21 protein-coding genes are annotated in these 20,950 nt (G+C 63.1%); 13 read left to right on the top strand and 8 right to left on the bottom strand.

Going from position 1 to position 20,950, the window contains the following annotated elements; translation table 11 throughout:
• Positions 1–74: 74 nt before the first annotated feature.
• Positions 75–1,013, bottom strand: coding sequence for a diacylglycerol/lipid kinase family protein (locus NKJ15_RS15525; RefSeq protein ID WP_352816078.1), 939 nt, complete (start codon positions 1,011–1,013; stop codon positions 75–77).
• 737 nt (positions 1,014–1,750) lie between these two features.
• Here NKJ15_RS15525 and NKJ15_RS15520 point away from each other — a divergent pair.
• The 3 genes from NKJ15_RS15520 (at position 1,751) to NKJ15_RS15510 (ending at position 3,998) form a co-directional block, all read left to right on the top strand.
• Complete coding sequence (locus NKJ15_RS15520; RefSeq protein ID WP_352690658.1) at positions 1,751–2,185, top strand: hypothetical protein; 435 nt, start codon at positions 1,751–1,753, stop codon at positions 2,183–2,185.
• A 6-nt stretch (positions 2,186–2,191) separates the two neighbouring features.
• Positions 2,192–3,322 carry a hypothetical protein gene (locus NKJ15_RS15515; RefSeq protein WP_352816076.1) on the top strand — a complete coding sequence of 377 codons (1,131 nt, stop codon included), beginning with the start codon at positions 2,192–2,194 and terminating at the stop codon, positions 3,320–3,322.
• A 160-nt stretch (positions 3,323–3,482) separates the two neighbouring features.
• Positions 3,483–3,998, top strand: a complete 516-nt coding sequence (locus NKJ15_RS15510; RefSeq protein ID WP_352541029.1) for a hypothetical protein — start codon at positions 3,483–3,485, stop codon at positions 3,996–3,998.
• An 8-nt stretch (positions 3,999–4,006) separates the two neighbouring features.
• Here the strand turns inward: NKJ15_RS15510 and NKJ15_RS15505 are convergent, their stop codons facing one another.
• Positions 4,007–5,629, bottom strand: coding sequence for an FAD-binding oxidoreductase (locus NKJ15_RS15505; RefSeq protein ID WP_352816073.1), 1,623 nt, complete (start codon positions 5,627–5,629; stop codon positions 4,007–4,009).
• A 118-nt stretch (positions 5,630–5,747) separates the two neighbouring features.
• On the opposite strand from NKJ15_RS15505, the gene NKJ15_RS15500 reads away from it, so the two are divergent.
• On the top strand, positions 5,748–6,242 hold the full coding sequence (locus tag NKJ15_RS15500) for a YegJ family protein (protein ID WP_352816071.1): 495 nt from the start codon (positions 5,748–5,750) through the stop codon (positions 6,240–6,242).
• A gap of 15 nt (positions 6,243–6,257) precedes the next feature.
• On the opposite strand, the gene NKJ15_RS15495 is transcribed toward NKJ15_RS15500, so the two are convergent.
• Positions 6,258–7,229 carry a DUF3137 domain-containing protein gene (locus NKJ15_RS15495; protein WP_352816069.1) on the bottom strand — a complete coding sequence of 324 codons (972 nt, stop codon included), beginning with the start codon at positions 7,227–7,229 and terminating at the stop codon, positions 6,258–6,260.
• A 72-nt stretch (positions 7,230–7,301) separates the two neighbouring features.
• Positions 7,302–8,342: a CapA family protein gene (locus NKJ15_RS15490; protein ID WP_352816067.1), complete on the bottom strand. Its 1,041-nt coding sequence runs from the start codon at positions 8,340–8,342 to the stop codon at positions 7,302–7,304.
• A 141-nt stretch (positions 8,343–8,483) separates the two neighbouring features.
• Here NKJ15_RS15490 and NKJ15_RS15485 point away from each other — a divergent pair, with 141 nt between their 5' ends.
• The 6 genes from NKJ15_RS15485 (at position 8,484) to NKJ15_RS15460 (ending at position 16,367) form a co-directional block, all read left to right on the top strand.
• Positions 8,484–9,737, top strand: coding sequence for a hypothetical protein (locus NKJ15_RS15485; protein WP_352816065.1), 1,254 nt, complete (start codon positions 8,484–8,486; stop codon positions 9,735–9,737).
• Positions 9,738–9,851: 114 nt separating this feature from the next.
• Positions 9,852–13,142, top strand: coding sequence for an excinuclease ABC subunit UvrB (uvrB, locus tag NKJ15_RS15480; RefSeq protein ID WP_352816063.1), 3,291 nt, complete (start codon positions 9,852–9,854; stop codon positions 13,140–13,142).
• A gap of 432 nt (positions 13,143–13,574) precedes the next feature.
• Positions 13,575–15,104 (top strand): ABC-F family ATP-binding cassette domain-containing protein, encoded by a 1,530-nt coding sequence (locus tag NKJ15_RS15475; protein ID WP_352816061.1) that lies wholly within the window; start codon positions 13,575–13,577, stop codon positions 15,102–15,104.
• Positions 15,105–15,179: 75 nt separating this feature from the next.
• Complete coding sequence (locus NKJ15_RS15470) at positions 15,180–15,380, top strand: hypothetical protein (protein ID WP_352816210.1); 201 nt, start codon at positions 15,180–15,182, stop codon at positions 15,378–15,380.
• Positions 15,381–15,507: 127 nt separating this feature from the next.
• Positions 15,508–15,936, top strand: coding sequence for a VOC family protein (locus tag NKJ15_RS15465; RefSeq protein WP_352541022.1), 429 nt, complete (start codon positions 15,508–15,510; stop codon positions 15,934–15,936).
• Positions 15,937–16,013: 77 nt separating this feature from the next.
• Complete coding sequence (locus NKJ15_RS15460; protein WP_352683481.1) at positions 16,014–16,367, top strand: DUF1428 domain-containing protein; 354 nt, start codon at positions 16,014–16,016, stop codon at positions 16,365–16,367.
• On the opposite strand, the gene NKJ15_RS15455 is transcribed toward NKJ15_RS15460, so the two are convergent.
• From NKJ15_RS15455 to NKJ15_RS15445, 3 genes are all read right to left on the bottom strand, one after another.
• Complete coding sequence (locus NKJ15_RS15455) at positions 16,354–18,009, bottom strand: tetratricopeptide repeat-containing sulfotransferase family protein (RefSeq protein WP_352770945.1); 1,656 nt, start codon at positions 18,007–18,009, stop codon at positions 16,354–16,356. The two genes, NKJ15_RS15460 and NKJ15_RS15455, sit on opposite strands and share 14 nt — an antisense overlap.
• A gap of 181 nt (positions 18,010–18,190) precedes the next feature.
• The gene (locus NKJ15_RS15450) at positions 18,191–18,457 is read right to left on the bottom strand and encodes a DUF1488 family protein (RefSeq protein WP_352683477.1); all 267 of its coding nucleotides are present in this window, start codon (positions 18,455–18,457) and stop codon (positions 18,191–18,193) included.
• A gap of 10 nt (positions 18,458–18,467) precedes the next feature.
• Positions 18,468–18,650, bottom strand: a complete 183-nt coding sequence (locus NKJ15_RS15445) for a hypothetical protein (RefSeq protein WP_023678406.1) — start codon at positions 18,648–18,650, stop codon at positions 18,468–18,470.
• A 368-nt stretch (positions 18,651–19,018) separates the two neighbouring features.
• Here NKJ15_RS15445 and NKJ15_RS15440 point away from each other — a divergent pair, with 368 nt between their 5' ends.
• Both NKJ15_RS15440 and NKJ15_RS15435 read left to right on the top strand, forming a co-directional pair.
• Positions 19,019–19,285: a hypothetical protein gene (locus tag NKJ15_RS15440; RefSeq protein ID WP_352469759.1), complete on the top strand. Its 267-nt coding sequence runs from the start codon at positions 19,019–19,021 to the stop codon at positions 19,283–19,285.
• Positions 19,282–19,527: a hypothetical protein gene (locus tag NKJ15_RS15435; RefSeq protein WP_023678408.1), complete on the top strand. Its 246-nt coding sequence runs from the start codon at positions 19,282–19,284 to the stop codon at positions 19,525–19,527. Before NKJ15_RS15440 ends, NKJ15_RS15435 begins: the two co-directional genes overlap by 4 nt.
• Positions 19,528–19,654: 127 nt before the next feature.
• Here NKJ15_RS15435 and NKJ15_RS15430 read toward each other — a convergent pair whose 3' ends face one another.
• Positions 19,655–20,056, bottom strand: coding sequence for a Kazal-type serine protease inhibitor family protein (locus tag NKJ15_RS15430; RefSeq protein WP_023678409.1), 402 nt, complete (start codon positions 20,054–20,056; stop codon positions 19,655–19,657).
• A gap of 490 nt (positions 20,057–20,546) precedes the next feature.
• On the opposite strand from NKJ15_RS15430, the gene NKJ15_RS15425 reads away from it, so the two are divergent.
• Positions 20,547–20,759: a cold-shock protein gene (locus NKJ15_RS15425; RefSeq protein ID WP_006202520.1), complete on the top strand. Its 213-nt coding sequence runs from the start codon at positions 20,547–20,549 to the stop codon at positions 20,757–20,759.
• Positions 20,760–20,950: the final 191 nt, after the last annotated feature.

Raw genomic sequence — 20,950 nt, 5'->3', positions numbered from 1 at the left:
TCGATTTCAGTCGATTGGAGAGATCGCCGGAACCAGAGCCGCAGTCAACTGAATCAAAGTCTCAACACCTTGATTCAATATCTCAGCGTCAATGCGCCGGGCAGGATCTGGAAAGTCGCTGGTATGCGACCCGGCGATTCGCCGTCTACGTCGATCAGCGCGGCGTTCTTTTGCACATCGCCGAGCGGCTCGACAACCACTTTCTTGCCGCGCAGGATGGTGATCGCAGGATGGTTGCGGTGCCGCCCGCCATAGAGCAGGCGGATGTCCCAGATCAGCTTCAGCTTGCCGGCGGCGCGCAGGATGACGATGTCGAACTCGCCGTCGTTAAGCTCGGCGTCGGGCGCGATCATCATGCCGCCGCCGAAGAATTTGCCGTTGGCCACCGCCACCAATGCCATGCGCGCCTCAACCGGGGCACCGTCGTCGATGGTGATCGCAACCTCCTGGAAGCGGTAACGGAGGAATTCCCAGACCGTGCGCCAGTAGAACAGTGCCTTGGCCGAAACCTTGCCCTTGCGCCTGTCGGCGTTGACGGCACGGTCGGTAGCGCCGGAAAGCCCGAGGCTGGCGATGTTGATGAAATGGCGGCTGGCCAGTGCGCCATGGTCGTCGACATAGCTGATGCAGCCGGCATCGACCTTGCGCGGCTTTGCCTCGGCAATCCGCTTCAGCGTCAGATCGACATTGTTCGACAGGCCGAGCCCGCGGGCAAAGTCGATGCCGGTGCCGCAAGGCAGCAGCCCGAGTTCGGCCGTCCGGCCGCTTTCCCGGAAAGCCTTCAGCAGCCCGTCGGCGACTTCGCTGGCGGTGCCGTCGCCGCCGGCCGCGATCACCAGCTCGAAGCCGATGGCGGCAAGGTCGAGCGCCAGCCGTTCGGCATCCCCCTCGGCCTGCGTTTCACGCAGCTCGAAATCGCCGAAATGTCTTTTCAGCGAAGCCGCAACCTCGGGCCAATGCCGCTTGAGCCTGCCGCCGCCGGCGATCGGATTGAGAACCACCGCGACCTTCAAGCCTGCCTCCCCAAGGCCATCGAACACGCCTTCCAATCATTTGCCGGCATTGAAGCCCGCGCCGGCCTGCGGGGCAAGGGTCGATTACCCGACAATGCGGCTTCGGCATCGAGGCGGCAAATCCCGACCGGCGGCGGCAGAGATCGGAAAGTCGCTATTTTGGCAGGGTCAGTCCCCGATAATCCCGCTATCCACAGGCATGCGGCAGTTCCGCCGAACGCTTATCCGACGTACGTTAAAACCCATCTCAGGCGGCAACCGATCGCCACGCCGAAAGGCAAAGCGGAACGGCGGATTTCCTGAGGCCCGTACGGCCCTGAACGAGAACAGGCTTGCTTGTTGGAGGGATGGACGCCGAGACCTACGGGGCCGCGGAAAGCGTGCGAACGCCGACGGCGGACCGATGCTGCCATGAAGGACGGCAAAAACCTTCGATGGCGCGCTGGGCAAAGCTCGCAAGAGTGGGGACCGGCGTGGTCCGGAACGGACGCTGCCCTCGGGTGGCGACTGGCAGGACCGTCAAAATCAAGGCCGGCATGGCGCGACATCTTTCGGGAGTTGCTGCCGCGACCGTGTCCTGATCTGACAGGGAGGCGCTGGGAGAGATCCCGGCGCCGACTGTCTTTGTGGCCCCGCCTGACGATTTTGCCGGCGACGCTTCACGCTGCGCCAAAATCAGCTACTATCCATTTGTCGTCGGGGGCCGTTTAAAGGGGCTGACGGCAGGGGGACATTTCATGACGCTCATCCAGAAGCTTGCTGTTGCCTATGCTTTCCTGTTCTTCGGCGTTGTTGCCATCGGCTATGTGCCGGCTTTCAACGACGCCGGCGGCAATCTGTTCGGCCTGTTCTCGCTGCAATGGTACGACGATTTGCTGCACGCCTTCTCCGGCGTCTGGGCGCTGGCCGCCGCCTTCATCTCGCACCGCCAGGCGGTGTTCTATTTCAAGCTGTTCGGCTCGGTCTATCTGTTCGACGGCGTGCTCGGCCTGGTCACCGGTTCCGGCTGCCTCGATGGCGGCATCTTCATCAACGGCTTCCGCTCCCTGAACGACATCGAATTCCCGGCCCGCTTCTTCGCCAACCTGCCGCACATCTTCATCGGCGGCTTCGCCGTCTACGTCGGGTTCTGGCTGTCGAAACGTGTGTACGACCATTTCGCCACGGCCTGACCGGCCATGTTCCTGTTCCGCTGGCTGAAGCGCATCATCAAGGCGATCCTCTGGCTCGTCGTCATTGTCGTGTTGATCCCGATCGCCGGGCTGGCCTACGGCTTTCTCACGACGCCGTCGCTGGACACAACGCCATTGCCGGGCGTCGCCGAGGGTGCCCCGCCAAAGGCGCTGGCCGACAAGATCCGTGCCGAGATCCCCGGCTACCAGCGGCCGGAGGAATCGACCTTTCTTACCTATCCGGAGTGGGCCATCGTCTACGCCGCCCGCGAATATGCCGGCTTCGTCGACAAGAACCAGCCGAGCGGTTTTCCCTATCTCTCCTATATCGGCCGCTTCTGGCAGGACTATGCGATGGTCATCCGCGCCAGCTCCACCTACAAGTTCAACCTCGACAACCACCAGATGCTGGTGGTCATCGGCACCAGCCACACGATCGAGCACGCCATCCAGTGGGCCTATGAAAATACGATCGGCCGCGTCACCGAAGCGACAGCCGGCAAGCGCACCGCCGTCGACATCTACCAGGCCAAGGTGGCGGCCGATTATGCCGGTTTTCTCGACCAGGTGCCGTGGTACCAGTTTCCCTATGCCGAAAAGCGTGCCGGCCTGTTTGCCGTCCAGCCGGCAGCGGACGACAGCGCCGTCCGCACCAGCGAACGCAAGCTCGCTTTCGGCCTCGCCGACACGATCAAGCAGGGCTATGCCGATCTGATCAAGTCGGCGCTCGCCGCCACCACCGATCCCGCCTTGCTCGATATTCATGTCTGGGCCAAGGGTCCGGTCGGCGAGGTGACGCGCAACGAACCCGACACCTTGCTGGAGCGCGATCTCGGCGCCGACGGCGCGATCTTCGTCACCAGACGCTATCAGGTGTTCACCGACATGATCCCGCGCCTGATCGGCAAGGGCGTCTCCATCGTCGAGATCGGCGGCAATGACGAGATCATGGTCACCATGCTTTCCAATGACGAGATCAATGTTCCCGAAGGTGCACGCACCTTGTTCAGCTACCCGCTTCCGGCGCAACCTTCGACGCGCCGCACCGGCCTGACCGTCGCCGTGCGCAAGCTGCACATCGTGCTGCCGGCGCTGATGACGGCGGGCGCCAGGCTCGAGCATGTCTACGATTACTGAGGCCTTTCGGTCACAGTCGGCCTCGGCAGGACGTTGCGTGATGCTCCGTCACGCTCATTCCACAATCGCGGCCAAATCCCGCCTTGTTCCGCAACGATTGATGATGCCGTAGACACGTTGTCTTGCGCACATGTGCCAGGCAACTCGGAGGGACACGACCGTGATCAAGACCGCCCTTGTCGCCATGACCATCGTCGGCTGCGATTGCGACGCCAGGCTTTGCGAATATATCGGCGAGACGCCCGCCAAATGGTCGACCATCGCCGAATGCGAAGCGGCGATGAAAAGCCAGATGCTGCACGAGCGCAATTTCGACTATCCGCTGGTCTCCGGCATCTGCCGGACACAGAACTCGTCTTCGTCATCGCAGCTCGCTGCGACCGCTTCCGAGCCTGAATTGACGACGGCCAGCACCGCAGCGACAGACCCGCTGCCACCGGAACTGAGCCATCGGCCCAGTGCTGCGGTCGGAACGCAGGCCACGGCGACGGAAACGGAAGCCGTCCGGCCGGTCGCCTATGAAGCGGCGGTCGATGGCGGCCGCGCCGTGGTCTACCGCACGAAGGCCGGCTACGCCGTGGTCAAGACCGATCTCGGCCGCGCCGCATCGGCAACGATCGGCATCGCCAGGCGTTCGGCGAACTGGCTGGCGGCGAAGCTGCCTGACGGTTTGTAGCCGCCGCTTCAGGCCGTGCCGATCAGTGCTTTGACGGCGCGATAAAAAATCGACGAAAACAGCTCGCCCGGATCGTATTGCAGCTTCTTCGCCAGGAAGGACGGCAGTTCCGGATAGGAGGCAAGCAGCTCCTTGCCTGTGTAGTGGAGCTGGTAGGGCAGGAAAAAACGCCCGCCATGCTTGATCGTCACGTCGATCAGCGCCCTTGTCAGCGCCCGCATCCTGGCATTGCCGTCAGCGTTTGTCGGCTGATTGATGTAGAGCACCAGCGAATAGGCCGGCTCCGGCGCATAATTCAGCGCCACATCCTCCTTGTGGACGATGCGTACCGACGCGTTGAGCACCGGCAGGGTCTGGTTGCGCAGGATCTCGCGCGCTTCCGCGATGAACGGGTTATAGGCCGCCCGCGGGATGAAATACTCGTGCAGGATGTCGGTCTCGTCGAGCAGATCGTTGAACAGATAGGGCACTGAATCGTGCATCGGGTTGTTGCGGGTGACCAGGCAGGCCTCGCCCTCGCCCATTGCCGTCGTCCGCGCCACCGTGCAGCTCTCGAATTGCGGCTCCAGCGTCTTTTCGGTGAACCATTTCAGCTCCTGGAACAGGCTGCCCCATTTCGCCAGGTTGATGATCACGCGCTTGAGCCCGACCGAACCCGGTTCACCGATTGCCGGCTGGTCGGCCGGCGGCTGGTCGGCGACCTTGTCATAGCGGTAGACGATCATATCCTCGAGGAAATTGCCCGGCGCAGTCGACAGATGCCCATAAAACAGACCGATCGCCCTGTTTGGCTCCAGAACCTCGGCGAAGAACGTCGGGAAATCGTCCGATTTTATGATCTCGCGCGAGGTCCGGTAGACGGCGTTGTCGACGATGTCGAGTGTCGCCTCCAGCACCACGCCGAACAGGCCGTAGCCGCCGACGACGTGGCGAAACAGCTCGGTATTTTCGGCCGGTGAGCAGGTCGTCACCGAACCGTCCGCCAGCATCACCCGCATCGATCGGATCGAACCGGCGACCGAGCCGGCCTGGTGGTCCATGCCATGCGCGTTGACCGACAGCGAGCCGCCGACCGAAAAGATGTCGGTCGACTGCATCGCCTTCACCGCGAAGCGCGGGTGCAAAAGGTTCTGGATGTCGTGCCAGCGCGCGCCCGGCTGCAAGGTCATCGTCTTTGCAGCCGGGTCGATACTGACCTTGTTGAATTTACGCATGTCGAGGACCAGCGCGTTGTCGTCGAAGGCGTGGCCGCCCATCGAATGGCGCACCGCCGCGACCGAGACCTTCAGGCCATTGGCGCGGGCAAAGGCCAGCGCGCTCGCGATGTGGTCTTCCTCGCTGACTTCGATAACGCCGTAGACCGGTGTCATCGACAGGCCGCTGGCATCGTTGATGTTGCCGCCCTTGGTCAGCCATGGCAGCGCCGGATCGTAGGCTGGCGGGCCCTCCAGCGGCTTCTGCGCCAGGTCGATTCCGTCAATGTCGGCGATGCGCCCGGAATTCTTCTGCCCCGACGGACCGCGCGCCAGCCGCGCCACGGTCGTGCCGCCCCAGAGCATCGCGCCGCCGACCACGGTCGTACCCAGCAGCAGCCGCCGCGACAGGCGAAACCCCTTGCGTTCTTCGACCATAGCCCCACCCCACTGCCCCAGGAATAGCGCCTGATGGAGACAAAAACCAGTTGCCAATCAGACGTTCGGCGAACGATGATCCGGTTTGTCTGGCGAAAATGTCGAAAGCAGTCGCATCATGAAGCTTGCAGCCCGTATCGCGCTTGCCCTGTTGCTTGCGTTTGCTCCGGCATCAGCCGACGCGCAGACTCCTGGTCAAGGCGACGACAAGGTCGTCAGCGTAGCTGGCGACGATCCGGAGATGGCGGCCGCTATCGAGCAGGCGCGTGCCAGTCTCGACGACTTCCTGGTATTGGCCGACGCACCGCCATCCGGAACGGCCGACTTCCAATTGAAAGTCGTGGTCAGGGACGGGGACGCCACTGAACATTTCTGGGTCTTTCCCTTCCACCGGACGGCGGCCGGATTCGCAGGAACCTTGGACAACGAGCCGCAGACCGTGCACAACGTCGTGGCAGGCCAGGAGATCGAATTCAGCCGGGACGATATTTCCGACTGGGGCTACATGAAGAACGGCCGCCGGGTGGGAAGTTTCACTGTCTGCGTTCTCTTCAAAAAAATGTCGAAGGAAGACGCCGACTATTATCACCAGAACTATGGCTTCGATTGCTGACGGCTGAATTCTAGTTCAACCGGCTTCTACATCCTTCACGCCGATCTTGCGGACCAGTGCCGCGGTCGCCAGGATCGTGGCCATGTCGGCGATCATCGGCGCAACATGCTTGGCATAGTCGAGCGGCACAGAGATGTCCGGCAGTTCGAAGAAGTTCTTCGTCTGCGGAAGCAGCAGAAAGCCGTCGCTGCCGTTGAGCGCGACGCGTGCCGGTTCCTTCGGCCATGTTTCGCCAAGCCATTCGAGCGCCTGCGCCAGCCGGCCGGTCACCAGCGGCCGCGCCGCTTCGATGTTGTCGGTGTGGAACTCGTAGGCGGCGTCGAGTTCGGGTACGCCGCATGACAGTTGTTCCGTCTTGCTGCCGAACATGCCTCGGAAGAAACCTACCACCATATTGGCACGGCGCGCCGCCACCAAGATTCCCGGGAACGGCGCAATGGTGTCGAACGCGATAATGACGCCCTTGAACGCCTGAGATGTGGTCTTGCCGTTCCTCTCCAGCAGCGTCACCTCATAGAGCTCGAACGCAAAGTCTTCATACCGACCGGAGACGACGTCCTCGAAATACGAACGGTTGAACACGCCAATCGTCTCGCGCGGCAGCCGATCGAAAGAGTTCGGCGTTACGCCATGCTGATAGCGTACGTCCTGGATGAAGCCGAAGACGATCGGCAGCAAACTGTTGCGGAACGTCTGCTGCAATTTGCGCGCCGGCCTGATCGCCTGGAGATAGAGCAGGATCGCCGCCAGGAACCCGCCGATATAGAGGAACACATGCGGGGTCGAGAACCACTGCTCGTTGGGGTCGGCAACCCCGTTGAAGAGCCAGGCCACCAGCGCCACGAAGACAACCACCGATCCGATGAAAAGTGGCACCCGCCAGCGCGTCCGGCGATAGGCCGAAGCCCTTTGCGCCTCGTAGGCCTCGATGTCCTTCCTGAGGCCGGCGATCACCGCTTCGCTCGGCATGAAATCCGCAGTTTCCATCACCCACCCGCCCCACAAGCCCGCCCGCGTTGGGCATGATAGCCGGTTTGGTGGACCGCGTCAGCGCAGCTGTCAGCGCCCGGCACCGAAGATCGCATCGAGGCGGGCCAGAACCCTTTGCCTGGATTTTCCCGCCAGCGTTTCAACCGGCATCAGCCGCTCGTGATCGCCGGCGCGCAGCCGCATGAAGGCATGCAGCCGGTAGGCGGCGATGGCCCCGCGCGTGCCGGGATCGTCGCTGATGTCGACGACGAGAATGGCGCCGATGCGGCCGGGCCATGGCTGGCGCGCGAAGGCGGTGCCGATGAAATCGCCGAGCCCATAGGCGACGAGCGTCTTGCCGATCCGCTCGATCGGCTGCACGACATGGGCATGATGCCCGGCGATCAGGCCGACGCCATGTTCGGCCAGAAGTCGCGCCATTGCCCGCGTCTTCGCACGTGGAAAATGCCGGAATTCCCAATCCCAATGCGGCACCGCGCAGAGGAGGTCGACACCCGAAACGGCAGCGTGCGGCCATTGCGTCGGATCGGCTTGCATCGAGACTCGGCCCGCCAACTGAGCCTCGTCGGTATTGCGCCACAAGGTAAAGGCGGCAAGGCCTATGGTCAGCGAACCAACCGCAAACCGCTCGACCGGAGCCGCACTGCCGATCGTGCGGATGCCTAATTGCTCCAGCGCGGCGACGGTCTCGTCGAAGCCGGCAATACCCTGGTCGAGCACATGGTTGTTGGCCAGCGACAGCACCAGTTTTTCACGCGAAATGCCGGCGGCGGCCAGCGCCTCGGCAAGGAACCGCTCGCTCATCGCGTGGTGCGTGCCGAGCCTGGTGCCCCAAACAGCGCTCCGCCGCTCCACCACCGGGCTTTCGCAATTGCCGACCACCAGATCGGCCGAGGCAAGCAGTGCCGCAATCGCCGGATCGCAGTCTGGCGCGCGGCGATTGGCCACCGCCGAGATATCGCCGACGAAAGCCAGCCGCACCGTCCGCGCCGGCAGTGGTTCGAGCAGGGCTGCGGCCGCCGGAGCAAAGCCGCGCGCGTCGCCATTGAGCGAAGGCCGGAGAAAACGCGGCAGCCACGACAGTTTGTAGGAAAGCGGATAGTTCGACACGCGACGCCCAATCGTTTGCCTTGTGTAGACCGTCCGCCGGATTGATTGAAGCGTCGACTGTTGTGGGTGAACCGCAGGCCACAGGCGCAGCGAACCAAATGCGTGTATGATCCACTGCGGAGCGACAAAGGGGCGATCACGATGACGCGTTTTTCCAGGCTGGTGGCGTGCGCCATCATTCTTCTCCTGCCGCTGGCTTCACCCAGCGCCGCGGCTCCCGAAGCGGCGGCCCTGTTCGAGGCAAAAATCGTAGCCGAACGCGACAGCGCTCTTGCCGCTCTGGAAGCCGCCGCGCCAGGCGATCCGGCAGCCGCCTACGCCGCCGGCGCCGGCGAATTCTTCACCGCGCTGGAGATCCTGGCCGGCGGCCTGCACCGCCACGGTTTCGACAGCCCGCAATCCTTCATGCTGCCGCTGATGCGGCTGCCGGTGCCGGACAATGCCAATCCCGAGCCGCTGACCTACGAACAATTCCGCGCCATTCTCGTCGCCTTCCGCGACCGGCTGGAGAAATCCGCAGCCACGCTCGGTTCGGTACCCCCCGACGCCGACATCGGCATGGTCATCGACCTCACCCGCCTCGGCATCGACCTCAACGAGGACGGCACGATCGCGGCGGACGAGAGCGCCGCCGCGATCATGGCGTCTCTGTCACGCGGCGGTGGTGCGCCAGACGCGGCCGCACCCGCCCTCACCTTCCGCTTCGACCGCGCCGACGGCTATTGGCTGCAGGGCTATGCCGAGTTCCTGATGGCGCAGGCCGACTTCTGGCTGGCGCATGATTTCAGAAACACGTTCGACGGCTCCTTCCACATGCTGTTCCCGCGCGCAAAACTGCCGCTGCAGGATAGGCTCGTGCCGCTGGACGGTGGCACGAATGGCGGCATCCTGACGTCCGAATGGCGACTAGCCGACTTTATCTCCCTGGTGCATCTCATTAACTGGCAAGTGGTCGAGCCTGAGCGCCGGGAAGCGGCACGCCGCCATCTCATGGAAATGATCCGGCTGTCGCGCGAGGACTGGAAAGCCATCCGCGCCGAAACCGACAATGACCGCGAATGGCTGCCCGGGCCGCAGCAGAAAGGCACCAGCCCGCTGACCGGTCTCGAAGTTGGTGAGCAGCAGGTACAGGCCTGGCTCGCCGCCCTTGATATGGCCGAGGATCTGCTGGAGGGACGCACCTTGCTGCCGCATTTCCGCAGCGCCGACAAAGGCATCAACATGAAGCGCTTCTTTGATGAGCCAAAAACCTTCGACCTGGTGCTGTCGATCACCGGCCCGGCCATCGCGCCCTATCTCGAGCGCGGCAAGACTCTCACCAGCGAGGAGTTCAACCAGATCCAGCGCCAGTTTGGCGGCGCCGGGTTTCTGACGTTCGCGCTTTGGTTTAATTGAGCGGCGCACTTCGACGTTGCTCCTGACAACCTGCTGTCAGCAGCCAAATTGCGCGCGGCACCCTTCACCACTCCGCTCTTTCCATTTTGGCCGATACCTCCCATATTCGGGGCCATGGCCAGACTCTCCGACAAGAAAACGCCGCCGCCGGCGAACGACGAGCGCGCTTCGCCGCCCAAGCGGCGCAGTCCGCTGACCGATTTCCTCGATGCGTCGGAGCCCCTGTACAAGGGCGGCTTTGCCGAGGCGCCGCAGGCCGAGTTCACCGGCGCGCCGCTGACCGGCTCGATCGCCGACTGGGCCGAACAGATCGAGCAGGAAGCCGAGAAGGAAGGGCGTCAAATCTCCCCCCTCGAGGGGGAGATGTCGCCGAAGGCGACAGAGGGGGTCGGCAAAGGAAGCGCTCGGCATCAAGGGTCGCCGAGCACTGCCGCACCGACCCCACCCGGCGGCTCCGCCGCCACCCTCCCCTCGAGGGGGAGGGAAGGCGCCAAGTCTGCCAAGAAAATCCCCGAACGCTCCTCTTCCCCCGGCCGTACGGCACGCGGCACCTCGATGGGCGGCGCGGCTTCGGCGCGGGAGCGTACCGCGGCCGGTCTCAATCCTGTCGCTGGCCTCGATGTCTCCCTGGAAGAGGCCGAGACCATGGCCTCGGGCGGCGTCACTGCCACCGTCGCGGCACTGTCGGCGCTGATCGAATCCGGCAATCCGCTGCACAAGGACGGCGTGCTGTGGACACCGCACCGCCCTGCCCGGCCTGAGAAATCCGAAGGTGGCATCGCCATCAGGATGGTCTCGGATTTCGAGCCGGCCGGCGACCAGCCGACCGCGATCAAGGATCTCGTCGAAGGCGTCGACCGCAACGACCGCACCCAGGTGCTGCTCGGCGTCACCGGCTCGGGCAAGACCTTCACCATGGCCAAGGTGATCGAGGAGACGCAGCGCCCCGCTCTGATCCTGGCGCCCAACAAGACGTTGGCCGCGCAGCTCTACTCCGAGTTCAAGAAATTCTTCCCGGAAAACGCCGTCGAGTATTTCGTCAGTTACTACGACTATTACCAGCCGGAGGCCTATGTGCCACGGACCGATACCTACATCGAGAAGGAATCCTCGATCAACGAGCAGATCGACCGCATGCGCCATTCGGCGACGCGCTCACTGCTCGAGCGCGACGACGTCATCATCGTCGCCTCGGTGTCCTGCATCTACGGTATCGGCTCGGTCGAGACCTATACGGCGATGACCTTCCAGATGCAGATCGGCGACCGGCTCGACCAGCGCGCGCTGCTCGCCGACCTCGTCGCCCAGCAATACAAGCGCCAGGACATCAATTTCGTCCGCGGCTCGTTCCGGGTGCGCGGCGACACGATCGAGATCTTCCCGGCCCACCTCGAGGACCGCGCCTGGCGCATCTCGCTGTTCGGCGACGAGATCGAGGCGATCACCGAGTTCGATCCGCTGACCGGCCAGAAGACCGGCGAGCTGAAGAGCGTCAAGATCTACGCCAATTCGCACTATGTCACACCGCGCCCGACCTTGAATCAAGCCATCAAGTCGATCAAGGAAGAACTGAAGTATCGCCTGCAAGAGCTTGAAAAGGCTGGCCGCCTGCTTGAGGCGCAGCGGCTCGAGCAGCGCACCCGCTTCGACCTGGAGATGCTGGAGGCGACCGGGTCCTGCGCCGGCATCGAGAACTATTCGCGCTATCTGACCGGCCGCCAGCCGGGCGATCCGCCTCCAACCTTGTTCGAATACATACCCGACAATGCGCTGGTCTTCATCGACGAAAGCCATGTCACCATACCGCAGATCGGCGGCATGTATCGCGGCGACTTTCGTCGCAAGGCGACGCTGGCCGAGTATGGTTTCCGCCTGCCGTCCTGCATGGACAACCGGCCGCTGCGCTTCGAGGAGTGGGACGCCATGCGCCCGCTCTCCGTCGCGGTTTCGGCGACGCCCGGCGCCTGGGAGATGGAGCAGTCCGGCGGCGTCTTCGCCGAGCAGGTCATCCGCCCGACCGGCCTCATCGACCCGCCGGTCGAAGTGCGCCCGGCCAAGACGCAGGTCGACGACGTCGTCGGCGAAATCCGCGAAACCACGAAGGCCGGCTACCGCACGCTGGTCACCGTGCTGACCAAACGCATGGCCGAGGACCTGACCGAGTATCTGCACGAGCAGGGCATTCGCGTGCGCTATATGCACTCCGACATCGACACGCTCGAGCGCATCGAGATCCTGCGCGACCTGCGCCTCGGCGTCTTCGACGTGCTGGTCGGCATCAACCTGTTGCGCGAAGGCCTCGACATTCCCGAATGCGGCTTCGTCGCCATTCTCGATGCCGACAAGGAAGGTTTCCTGCGCTCCGAGACATCGCTGATCCAGACGATCGGCCGCGCCGCCAGAAACGTCGACGGCAAGGTCATCCTCTATGCCGACCAGATCACCGGCTCGATGGAGCGGGCAATGGCCGAGACCAACCGCCGTCGCGAAAAGCAGATGGAGTGGAACGCGGCCAACGGCATCACCCCGGAATCGGTCAAGTCGCGCATTTCGGACATCCTGGACTCGGTCTACGAGAAGGACCATGTCCGCGCCGATATCTCGCAGTTCACCGACAGCGCCGGCGCGATGATGGGCAACAATCTGAAGGCGCATCTCAACGCCCTGGACAAGCAGATGCGCGACGCCGCCGCCAATCTCGATTTCGAGAAGGCCGCCCGCATTCGCGACGAGATCAAACGGCTGCGCGAGATGGAGCTGTCCATCTCCGACGATCCGCTGGCCAAATATGCCGACATGGAAAGCCCGGTCTCGGGCCGCGAGAAGGGCAAGCACAACAAAGGCGTGGCCAAACATCGCACATCAGAGGAACAGGAGCGTTTCCGCAAGCTCGACGAGGCACGTTCGGCCGAAGAGGCGGCCCGGCCCAACCTCTTCCGCAAGCCGGCACTCGACCAGATGGGCGCCGACGGCGCCGTGCCGGTGAAGAAGCCGCTGTTTTCGAAGCCCTCGCTCGACGCCATGGGGCCGGGCACGGATATGCCGACCCCGGCCGGCGCAGTGTCGCGTTCGCTGTTCAAGAAGCAGTCGGCCGAAGAGGCGCACGGCTCCGACTTCGGCATCCCGGGCGAACCGACCAAGCCGCTATTCAAGAAGAACTCGCTCGACGAGATGACCGTGCGGCGGACGGAAAAGCCGGTCGAAGGAAAGGTGCCAGCGAAACCACAGCCGATCTCCCCCCGTGTGGGGGAGATGCGCGGCAGGGCAGAGGGGGGCGCAAAGGAACGCAACGATTCCGCCAAACCCATTGTCCGCCAGCGCAGCGGTATCGGCTCCTACGAAGACCCGGCCGACGCCCGCCGTGAAAAGCGCCGCCCCGGCAAGACGGGGCGCCCGGGACGCTAGCGAGCTTCCCTTCTCCCCTTGGGGGAGAAGGTGGATCGGCGCGCAGCGCCGAGACGGTTGAGGGGTGCTGGACGGATCGCCGTCGGTGCCAAGCTGGAGCACCCCTCATCCGACCGCTTCGCGGCCACCTTCTCCCACAAGTGGAGAAGGGGGAGCCTAGCCACTTGCCATCGGCCCTAGCCTTGGTGTAGCCAGTTTCTACAACTCGAACGTCTTGAAAGGAGGGCTGCGTGTTATTTTCTCACCACCGTCAGCGCGGCCCTGTCTTTGCCCTGCGAGCTAGCTTGCAGGGCTGACCAGGGACGGTCCGGGTTTTTCCCCGCTTCGATTTTTTGGTCTGCCCTTCGTGGTGCGCAATGCCGAGCCTAATGGCTGGCACGTGCACCGTCAAAGTGCATTGAGCCGGGCTCCGGCAAGACCAGAGAAATCAAAATGGCCCTGATCAGCCTCAAATCCCTCGGCGTCACCCTGAATGCGCCGCTGTTTTCCAACCTCGACCTCACCATCGGCACCGGCGACCGGCTCGGCATCGTCGCCGCCAATGGGCGCGGCAAATCCACTTTGCTGAAGTGCCTGACCGGCGAGCTGGAGCCGACATCAGGCGACATCACCCGTACGCGCGGCCTGCGCGTCGGCTATGTCGAGCAAGTCGTCCCGGCAGCGCTGGCCGGGCGCAGCTTCCAGCAGGTGGTCGCTGATGCCTTGCCGGCCGGACAGGTCGAAAGCGAACAATGGCGCGTCGATGTGGTTCTTGACTCGCTTGACGTGCCAGAACCGATGCGCGGGCGGCCAATGCAGGCGCTGAGCGGCGGCTGGCAAAGGCTGGCGTTGATCGCCCGCGTCTGGGTCACCGACCCCGACGTCCTGCTTCTCGACGAGCCGACCAACCATCTCGACCTCGGCAAGATCAGCCAGCTCGAGACCTGGCTGAAGGCGCTGCCGCGGGAGGTGCCGGTGGTGATTGCCAGCCACGACCGCGCTTTTCTCGATGCTACGACCAACCGCACGCTGTTCCTGCGCCCCGAACAATCGCCGGTGTTTTCGCTGCCCTATTCGCGGGCGAGGCTTGCGCTGGACGAGGTCGACACCTCGACCGAACGCAAGTTCCAGCGCGACATGAAGGTGGCGCAACAGCTGCGCCGGCAAGCGACCAAGCTCAACAATATCGGCATCAATTCCGGCAGCGACCTTTTGACGGTCAAGACCAAGCAGCTCAACCAGCGGGCAGAGCGTCTGGAAGAAGCGGCAGCGCCGGCACACCGCGAAAGATCGGCGGGCGCGATCAAGCTCGCCAATCGCGGCAGCCATGCCAAGGTGCTGATCACGCTCGACGATTTGGTGGTCGGAACACCTGACGGCACGGTTCTGTTCAGCACCGGCAAGCGCCACATCTGCCAAGGCGACCGCATCGTCCTGCTCGGCCGTAACGGCGTCGGCAAGTCACGGCTGATCGGCCTGATCCGGAACGCCATCGTCGAGCCGGAAACGGCGGCGCAAAGCCTGAAGGTGACGCCGTCGACGGTGCTCGGCTATAGCGACCAGGCATTGTCGGGCATCGGCGGCGACGACACGCCGCTGGCGATACTCTCGCGCAGATTCGATGTCGGCGAGCAGCGCGCCCGCTCGCTGCTGGTGGGCGCCGGCGTCAGCATCGACATGCAGGAGCGCAGGATCGGCGTGCTGTCGGGCGGGCAGAAGGCGCGGCTGATGATGCTGGCGCTCAGGCTCGCCAATCCCAATTTCTATTTGCTCGACGAGCCGACCAATCATTTCGATATCGATGGCCAGGAAGCGCTGGAAGCGGAATTGCTGGAACGTCAGGCGAGCTGCCTGCTTGCCTCGCACGACCGCTCCTTCATCCGCGCGGTTGGCAACCGCTTCTGGCTGATCGAGAAACGGCGGCTGACCGAGATCGATAGCCCGGAGGAGTTCTTCCGGGAGGTTGCCGAAGCCGGCGGCTGAAGGCTTGCGGAAAAAAATTCCGGCGCTCTGTCGGTTGATGATCGCATGCCACGTCCTTGGGTTGCCGACACGGTGATGCCGGCGCCAATTGAGGAGAAAGCAATGTCTATTCTGTCATCCATAGGTCACGCCGTGACGCGTTACTCGGCGGCTCGCGCCCGTTATCGCAGCGAACGCGCCATCCTTTCATTGCCGATCGAACTGCGCAAAGATATTGGCTGGCCGGAAATCGTCGTCGACGCGCAAAACAGCCCGCGGATTCGCATGGAAGGTTGAAAGGTGGCAGTTGGCCGTCGCGGCAGGCGCCATTTCGAATCCAAAAAACATCGGCCGTGTAGGATCGTCGCCGTTCCGTTCGTCCTGTGGTTCGCAAAGGCAAACCAGACGCAAAGAGGAGCATGACATGAATGACCAGCCGCAGACCCAGCCCGCCGCCAAAGTGCTTGGCGGATTGACGCCCTACCTTCAGTTGGATGGCGCTTTCAAAGCCGCCGAATTTTACCGAAAGGCCTTCGGTGCCGAGCAGGTCTTTGCCTATCCGCCGGACGAACAGGGCCGTACCATGCATATCCATCTCCACATCAACGGTTCGACCCTGATGCTTTCCGACTTCTATCCCGAGCATGGAATGGCCGCTGTGAAGCCGCAGGGCTACACCATGCAGCTCCATCTCGGCAGCGACGACATCGACGCCTGGTGGCAGCGGGCCATCGAGGCGGGCTGCGAGGAAGTCGTGCCGTTGCAAGTGATGTTCTGGGGTGATCGCTGGGGCAATATGCGTGATCCGTTCGGCGTCGAATGGGCAATGAACGCACCGGTGAAAGCAGCTTAGCATTCCACACAGGCTGTGTCTGAAATCACCTCTCCCGCTCCAGAGGGAGAGGAAAACGATCGCATGGAGGAAATCAGATGTCCTATGTCGACGGTTTCGTACTTGCCGTACCGAAAGCAAAGCTCGATGCTTACAAGAAGCTGGCGGAAACCGGCGGCGCCGTCTGGAAGGAGCACGGTGCTCTTGCCTACGTCGAATGCGTCGGCGACGACGTCCCTTATGGCGAGCTCACCTCGTTCCCGCGCGCCGTGCAGGCCAAGGACGACGAGGTCGTCATCTTCTCATGGGTGGTCTACGAATCGCGCCAGAGCCGCGACGCGGTGATGGCCAAGGTGATGGCCGATCCTCGTCTCAAGCAGGACTGGGAGACCATGCCGTTCGACGGCAAGCGCATGATCTTTGGCGGTTTTCAGCCCTTCATCGAGCTGTAGGCGCCCCTCGATCAAGTTTATTGAGCAGCGGCTTCAGCCGGTCGCCATAGCGCTTCCACAGGTCGACCGAGCCCTGATACATCGGCTGGCGCACTTGCGCAGCCGACGCCGTTCGCACCGGCCGGTCGGTCTGGTGGAACGACAGCACGGCGTCGTCCCACGGCAGGCCGAGATGGGCGATCAGCGCCCGCGACTGGCCTTCTTGGTCGGCGACGAAGTCCTCGTAGCGAACGTCGTGCACGACATCAGGCAGCACGGCGTGCCAGTGCGCCATGATGTCGGTGTACAGATTGTGGAAATCGGCGAGCTCGTCGAGATCGTAGCCGTAGCGATGGCTGTCGCCGCGGAAGTGCACCTTATAGATCGACAGGCAGGTCGCCGCCGCATCGCGCGCGCAATGGATGATCTTGGCCTTCGGCAGCATCATATGGATGAAGCCGACCAAGAGGAAATTGCCGGGCATCTTGTCGGTGACGTGCCGAAAACCCGGATAGCGGGCGTGCAGCATGTCGAGATAGGCCTGGCCGGCCTCGGCATAGGCCTTGTCGGGCATGTCGGCGATGCCCCAGGGAAAGCCGCCCTTCATGCTGAGCGGAAACTGCTTGCCGACCGCCGTCTTTAAAATGCTGAGCTCGCCGGCGCCATAGACCTGCGGATGGCTGGCGATGATCTGCTCGACCAGCGTGGTGCCGGAACGCGGCATGCCGACGACGAAGATCGGCGTGGCGTCGGCTATCCCGCCTGGCCTGTGCCTTTCAAAAAAGGCCTTGTCGAACACCGCCTTCATCGCCTCGAACTCGCCGCGCGTCTTGCCGGCGTCGTAGTCTATGCCCTGTCGGCGGATCGCGTTGCCTTCGGCGAAATAGTCGAAGGCGCGGCCATAATCCCTGAGGTCGTCGTTGGCCTTGCCGAGACCGAAGGAAAGCTGCATGCGCGCCAGGCTGCCTTGCGGCGCCTTGGCGTGCTCCGCCTCCATGCGGGCAAGCTCGGCATCGCGCTCCTTCTGGCGCTTGACCTGGGTAAGCATCAGCCAGGCCCTCGCCATGCCGGGGTCCACAGCCAGCGCCTGCCTGAAAAGATCCGCAGCCTCGTCGAGATTGCCCTTTTCCATCAGCCCGACACCCAGGCCGTGCAAAAGATCGGCATCCTTCGGCCGGATCGTCAGCGCCTCGCGAAAAACAGCCAGTGCCTCATCCAGCCGGCCCGCTTCCTGCAGCGTTTCGGCAAGCCCGACGCGGGCGCGGACATGGAACGGGTTACGGCCGATCGTGCCGCGATAAATATCCTCGGCGCCTTCGAATTGGCCGAGCTGCTTCAGCGACGAGCCGAGATTGTCACGCGCCGCCAGCTGGTCCGGCCGAATCGCCACCACCTTGCGGAAGAGATCGGCGGCGGCCGCGACCCGGCCGAGGTCGCGCAGCACGGTGCCGAGATTGTTGAGGAAATCCGGGTTGTTCGGTTGCAGACGCACCGATTGTTCGATCAGCGCCAGCCCCTCGGCGCTGCGCCCGGTCTGGTGCAGCAGAAGCCCAAGGAAATGCGCAGCAGCCGGGTGGTTGGCCTTTTGCGCCAGCACCTGTCGGTAAAGCGCCTCGGCTTCCTGCCGGCGCCCCGCCTGGTGCAGCTGCAGCGCCTGCTGCACGTACTGGTCGAGCCCCAGTGGTGGCTGCCCGCCTGAGCCGTAACGTGCGCCTGCCGGTTGTCTCGGATCTCTGTTGATGGGAAACCTGCCGTGTTGTCCGCCTGCCGCGATCTAGGCCATCGCTGCGGCGCGTGCAAGAGCAGAGGCGGTCGCAAGGGAGCGAACCTCGGAACCCACCGAGCTACCGAAAGTCGGCCGGCGTCAGCACATACATGTTCCTGCGGCCGTGCGAGTAGGCTTGGCGCGCAATCTCGTGGATCGACGAACGCTTGGCGTCGAAGGCGCTGAGAAATTCGGCCTCGGCTCCGCTTGCTGCCGGGTTTGCCGCCGAAAGTGCCGCGACCTCGACAAAGAACGGGACTTCGAGCATGCCGTCATGGCCGACGAAACGAATGCGCTTGGCCGCCGGGTCATAGGAGCGGCTGGGATTGGGAAAATTGAGCGTCATGGCTTGCGCGTCAAATCAGGCGGTTGCTTTCGGCAAGCTGGCGCGCCCGCCGCGCCGTGCCGTCGGTGTCGGCAATCCTTCGCCTTGCCGCCTCGTCGCTTCTTATCGTGAGACGCGGCGACAAGACCTTTATCGGCTTTGCGACAGGACTGACTGCAACTGTCGGGACATCCGGTGTTCTTGCGGAGTTCATGACTCTCTTCCTTCCATTGCTAGATAAATACAAATGCCGGAGGAATTTTTTCGGAAGTTCTTCAAACAATTTTTGAGGTGCACCGGGACCGTATCATCGTTCTGCGGATAACTATAGAAAAGTAATTTGACGTTGGTAGGGGTAAGAGGCCGAAAACTTCTTGAATAAGTCGTATTTTCAGACTAGAGGTATGAAACCGTTTGGGTCATGCTTGGCCCCGCGGTGTCAGGGATTCTCGGCCCGCCAAACTTATCCAAATCGCCGACACCTGGTACCGCAATGCAGGCTCCGCTTCCGGGGCAGGCCGGAAAGAAACTTCAAGGCACGAGAACTTCAAGGCACAAGCGAGAACTTCGAGGCGCACAAGAATGTCTGCTCGCACCACCCATTCCATAGCGCATTTCGCGGCACCTTTCGTGCTTGGCGGGCTGGATGGCATGCAGCCGGCCGGCGACTATGACATCGACCACGACGAAGAACTGATCGACGGCATGTCCTGGCCTGCCTGGCGCCGCGTCGCCACTTTCATCCATCTGCCGGCAAGGACAGTGAAAAGCGCGACCAGCCAGCTTGTCGCCATTGACCATGCCGAGCTCGACGCAGCGCTTCGGCACGACCAGGAGAATGTCACATGATCCGCTTCCAGCAGAATGCGCGGCGCACGGACACGCCGGCGCATATCTTCACCGTCGGCCAGACCGTCCGCATGAAGAGCCGCACCGGCCTTGCCCAAAAGACCGCGGAGCTGTTCCAGATCAAGAGCCGGCTGCCGGTCAAGGACGGCTCGCCGCAATATCGCATCCGCAGCGATCAGGAGACCTATGAGCGGGTCACCACGGAAGACAATCTCGAACCGGTCGACAACCCGGCCAACTGAGCCGACGCGCCACAACGCTGCTTCACATGCTGATAATGCCGCAGATCCGCATCTCCAACGGGAACGGCGCTGAGCTCTACGCCGGCCCCCAGATGGTGCTTATCCGGCCAGGCTGTAGGTCGGTGCGCTAGCAGGGCCCGTCATCGACGACGCGATAATCCGCCGCGCGGGCTTCGCATTCGTTGGGGAATGTGCGCAGTTCGCCATGGCGACGGGCACAGACTGGGCGGTATTCGCGGGTGCAGAATGTCTGCTCCTCACCGCCACCACCACCGCCGCGGCACTCGCCCTCGCGAATGATGCGGTATCCGGCCCGTTCGGCAAGGCAGGCATTGGCGAAGGTCTGGCGGTCGCCGCCGCGCCGGGCACAGACCGGGTCATATTGCCTAGTGCAGAATTGCGGCCCCGGCCGTGGCGGGCGCGGCCCCGGCCCCTCATCATCCACCACGACGGTGCAGGCTGCGAGAATTGCCGACAGGAACAGGATGGAAAAAACCTGCCGCGGAAAGATTGCCGCAAGAAACCGCATGAATGTTCTCTCCCTCGAAACTCCTGCCTGCACAAATGGTGCCTGGGTCAGGCCAATCCTCGTCATTCCGCTGCCAGATGCAACCCCTGTTTGCAACTGGCGAGCCAGGGCGGTATGCCGGCGCAAGCCAAGACAGCACCTGCCCCGCTGGCTGGACCATGCCTGGGTGAAGTCTGGCCGATGACCGCGCAGAGAACCGGGACTATCGGTGCGATGCGTCGGGATGCGCCTGTTGGGGCCGCCCGCGGCTGTGTCTTGCAAGCATCACGTTTCCGTGCGATAAATTTTGTGTTCGGGCATTTGCGACCCGGAGAGCGGAACGTTTTGGACGACCTTTCCCCGATACTGTGAATCTCTGACAGCCCCGTTTTCGGCGGGGGGTTTTACCATGCGCCAATGCATGACTGCCGAAGCAACCACCGGGACTTGCCCACGGCGCCAGGCGGCGGGCGGAACCACCAAGACTGACACGGGTGAAGGAGTTTCCCCAATGGCCCAGACCGGCACCGTTAAATTCTTCAACGCTACCAAAGGCTTCGGCTTCATCACGCCCGATGGCGGCGCCAAGGATGTGTTCGTCCACATCTCGGCGATCGAGGCTTCCGGGCTGCGCACGCTCGTCGACGGTCAGAAGGTCACCTTCGATGTCGAGCCCGACCGTATGGGCAAGGGTCCGAAAGCGGTCAATCTCCGCGCTGCCTGAAACCACAGCGTGCCGCGCGTCCTTTCGGGGTGTGAGGATGCTGCAAGGCTTTTGGAGTGAACTTGAATTCTGTAAAGGCGCGGCGGTTTTCGTCGCGCCTTTTGTGTTCCGGGATGCTTGCCGGCACCCGCAAAACTTTCTCTTGCCGATGGCACTAAAATAAAGGACAAATTTCCGTCCGGGCATTTGCC

Origin of the sequence: Mesorhizobium sp. M0207 (genome assembly GCF_040321995.1) — a bacterium.
Taxonomy (GTDB): Bacteria; Pseudomonadota; Alphaproteobacteria; order Rhizobiales; family Rhizobiaceae; genus Mesorhizobium.
This window is presented reverse-complemented; position numbering and strand designations above follow the sequence as displayed.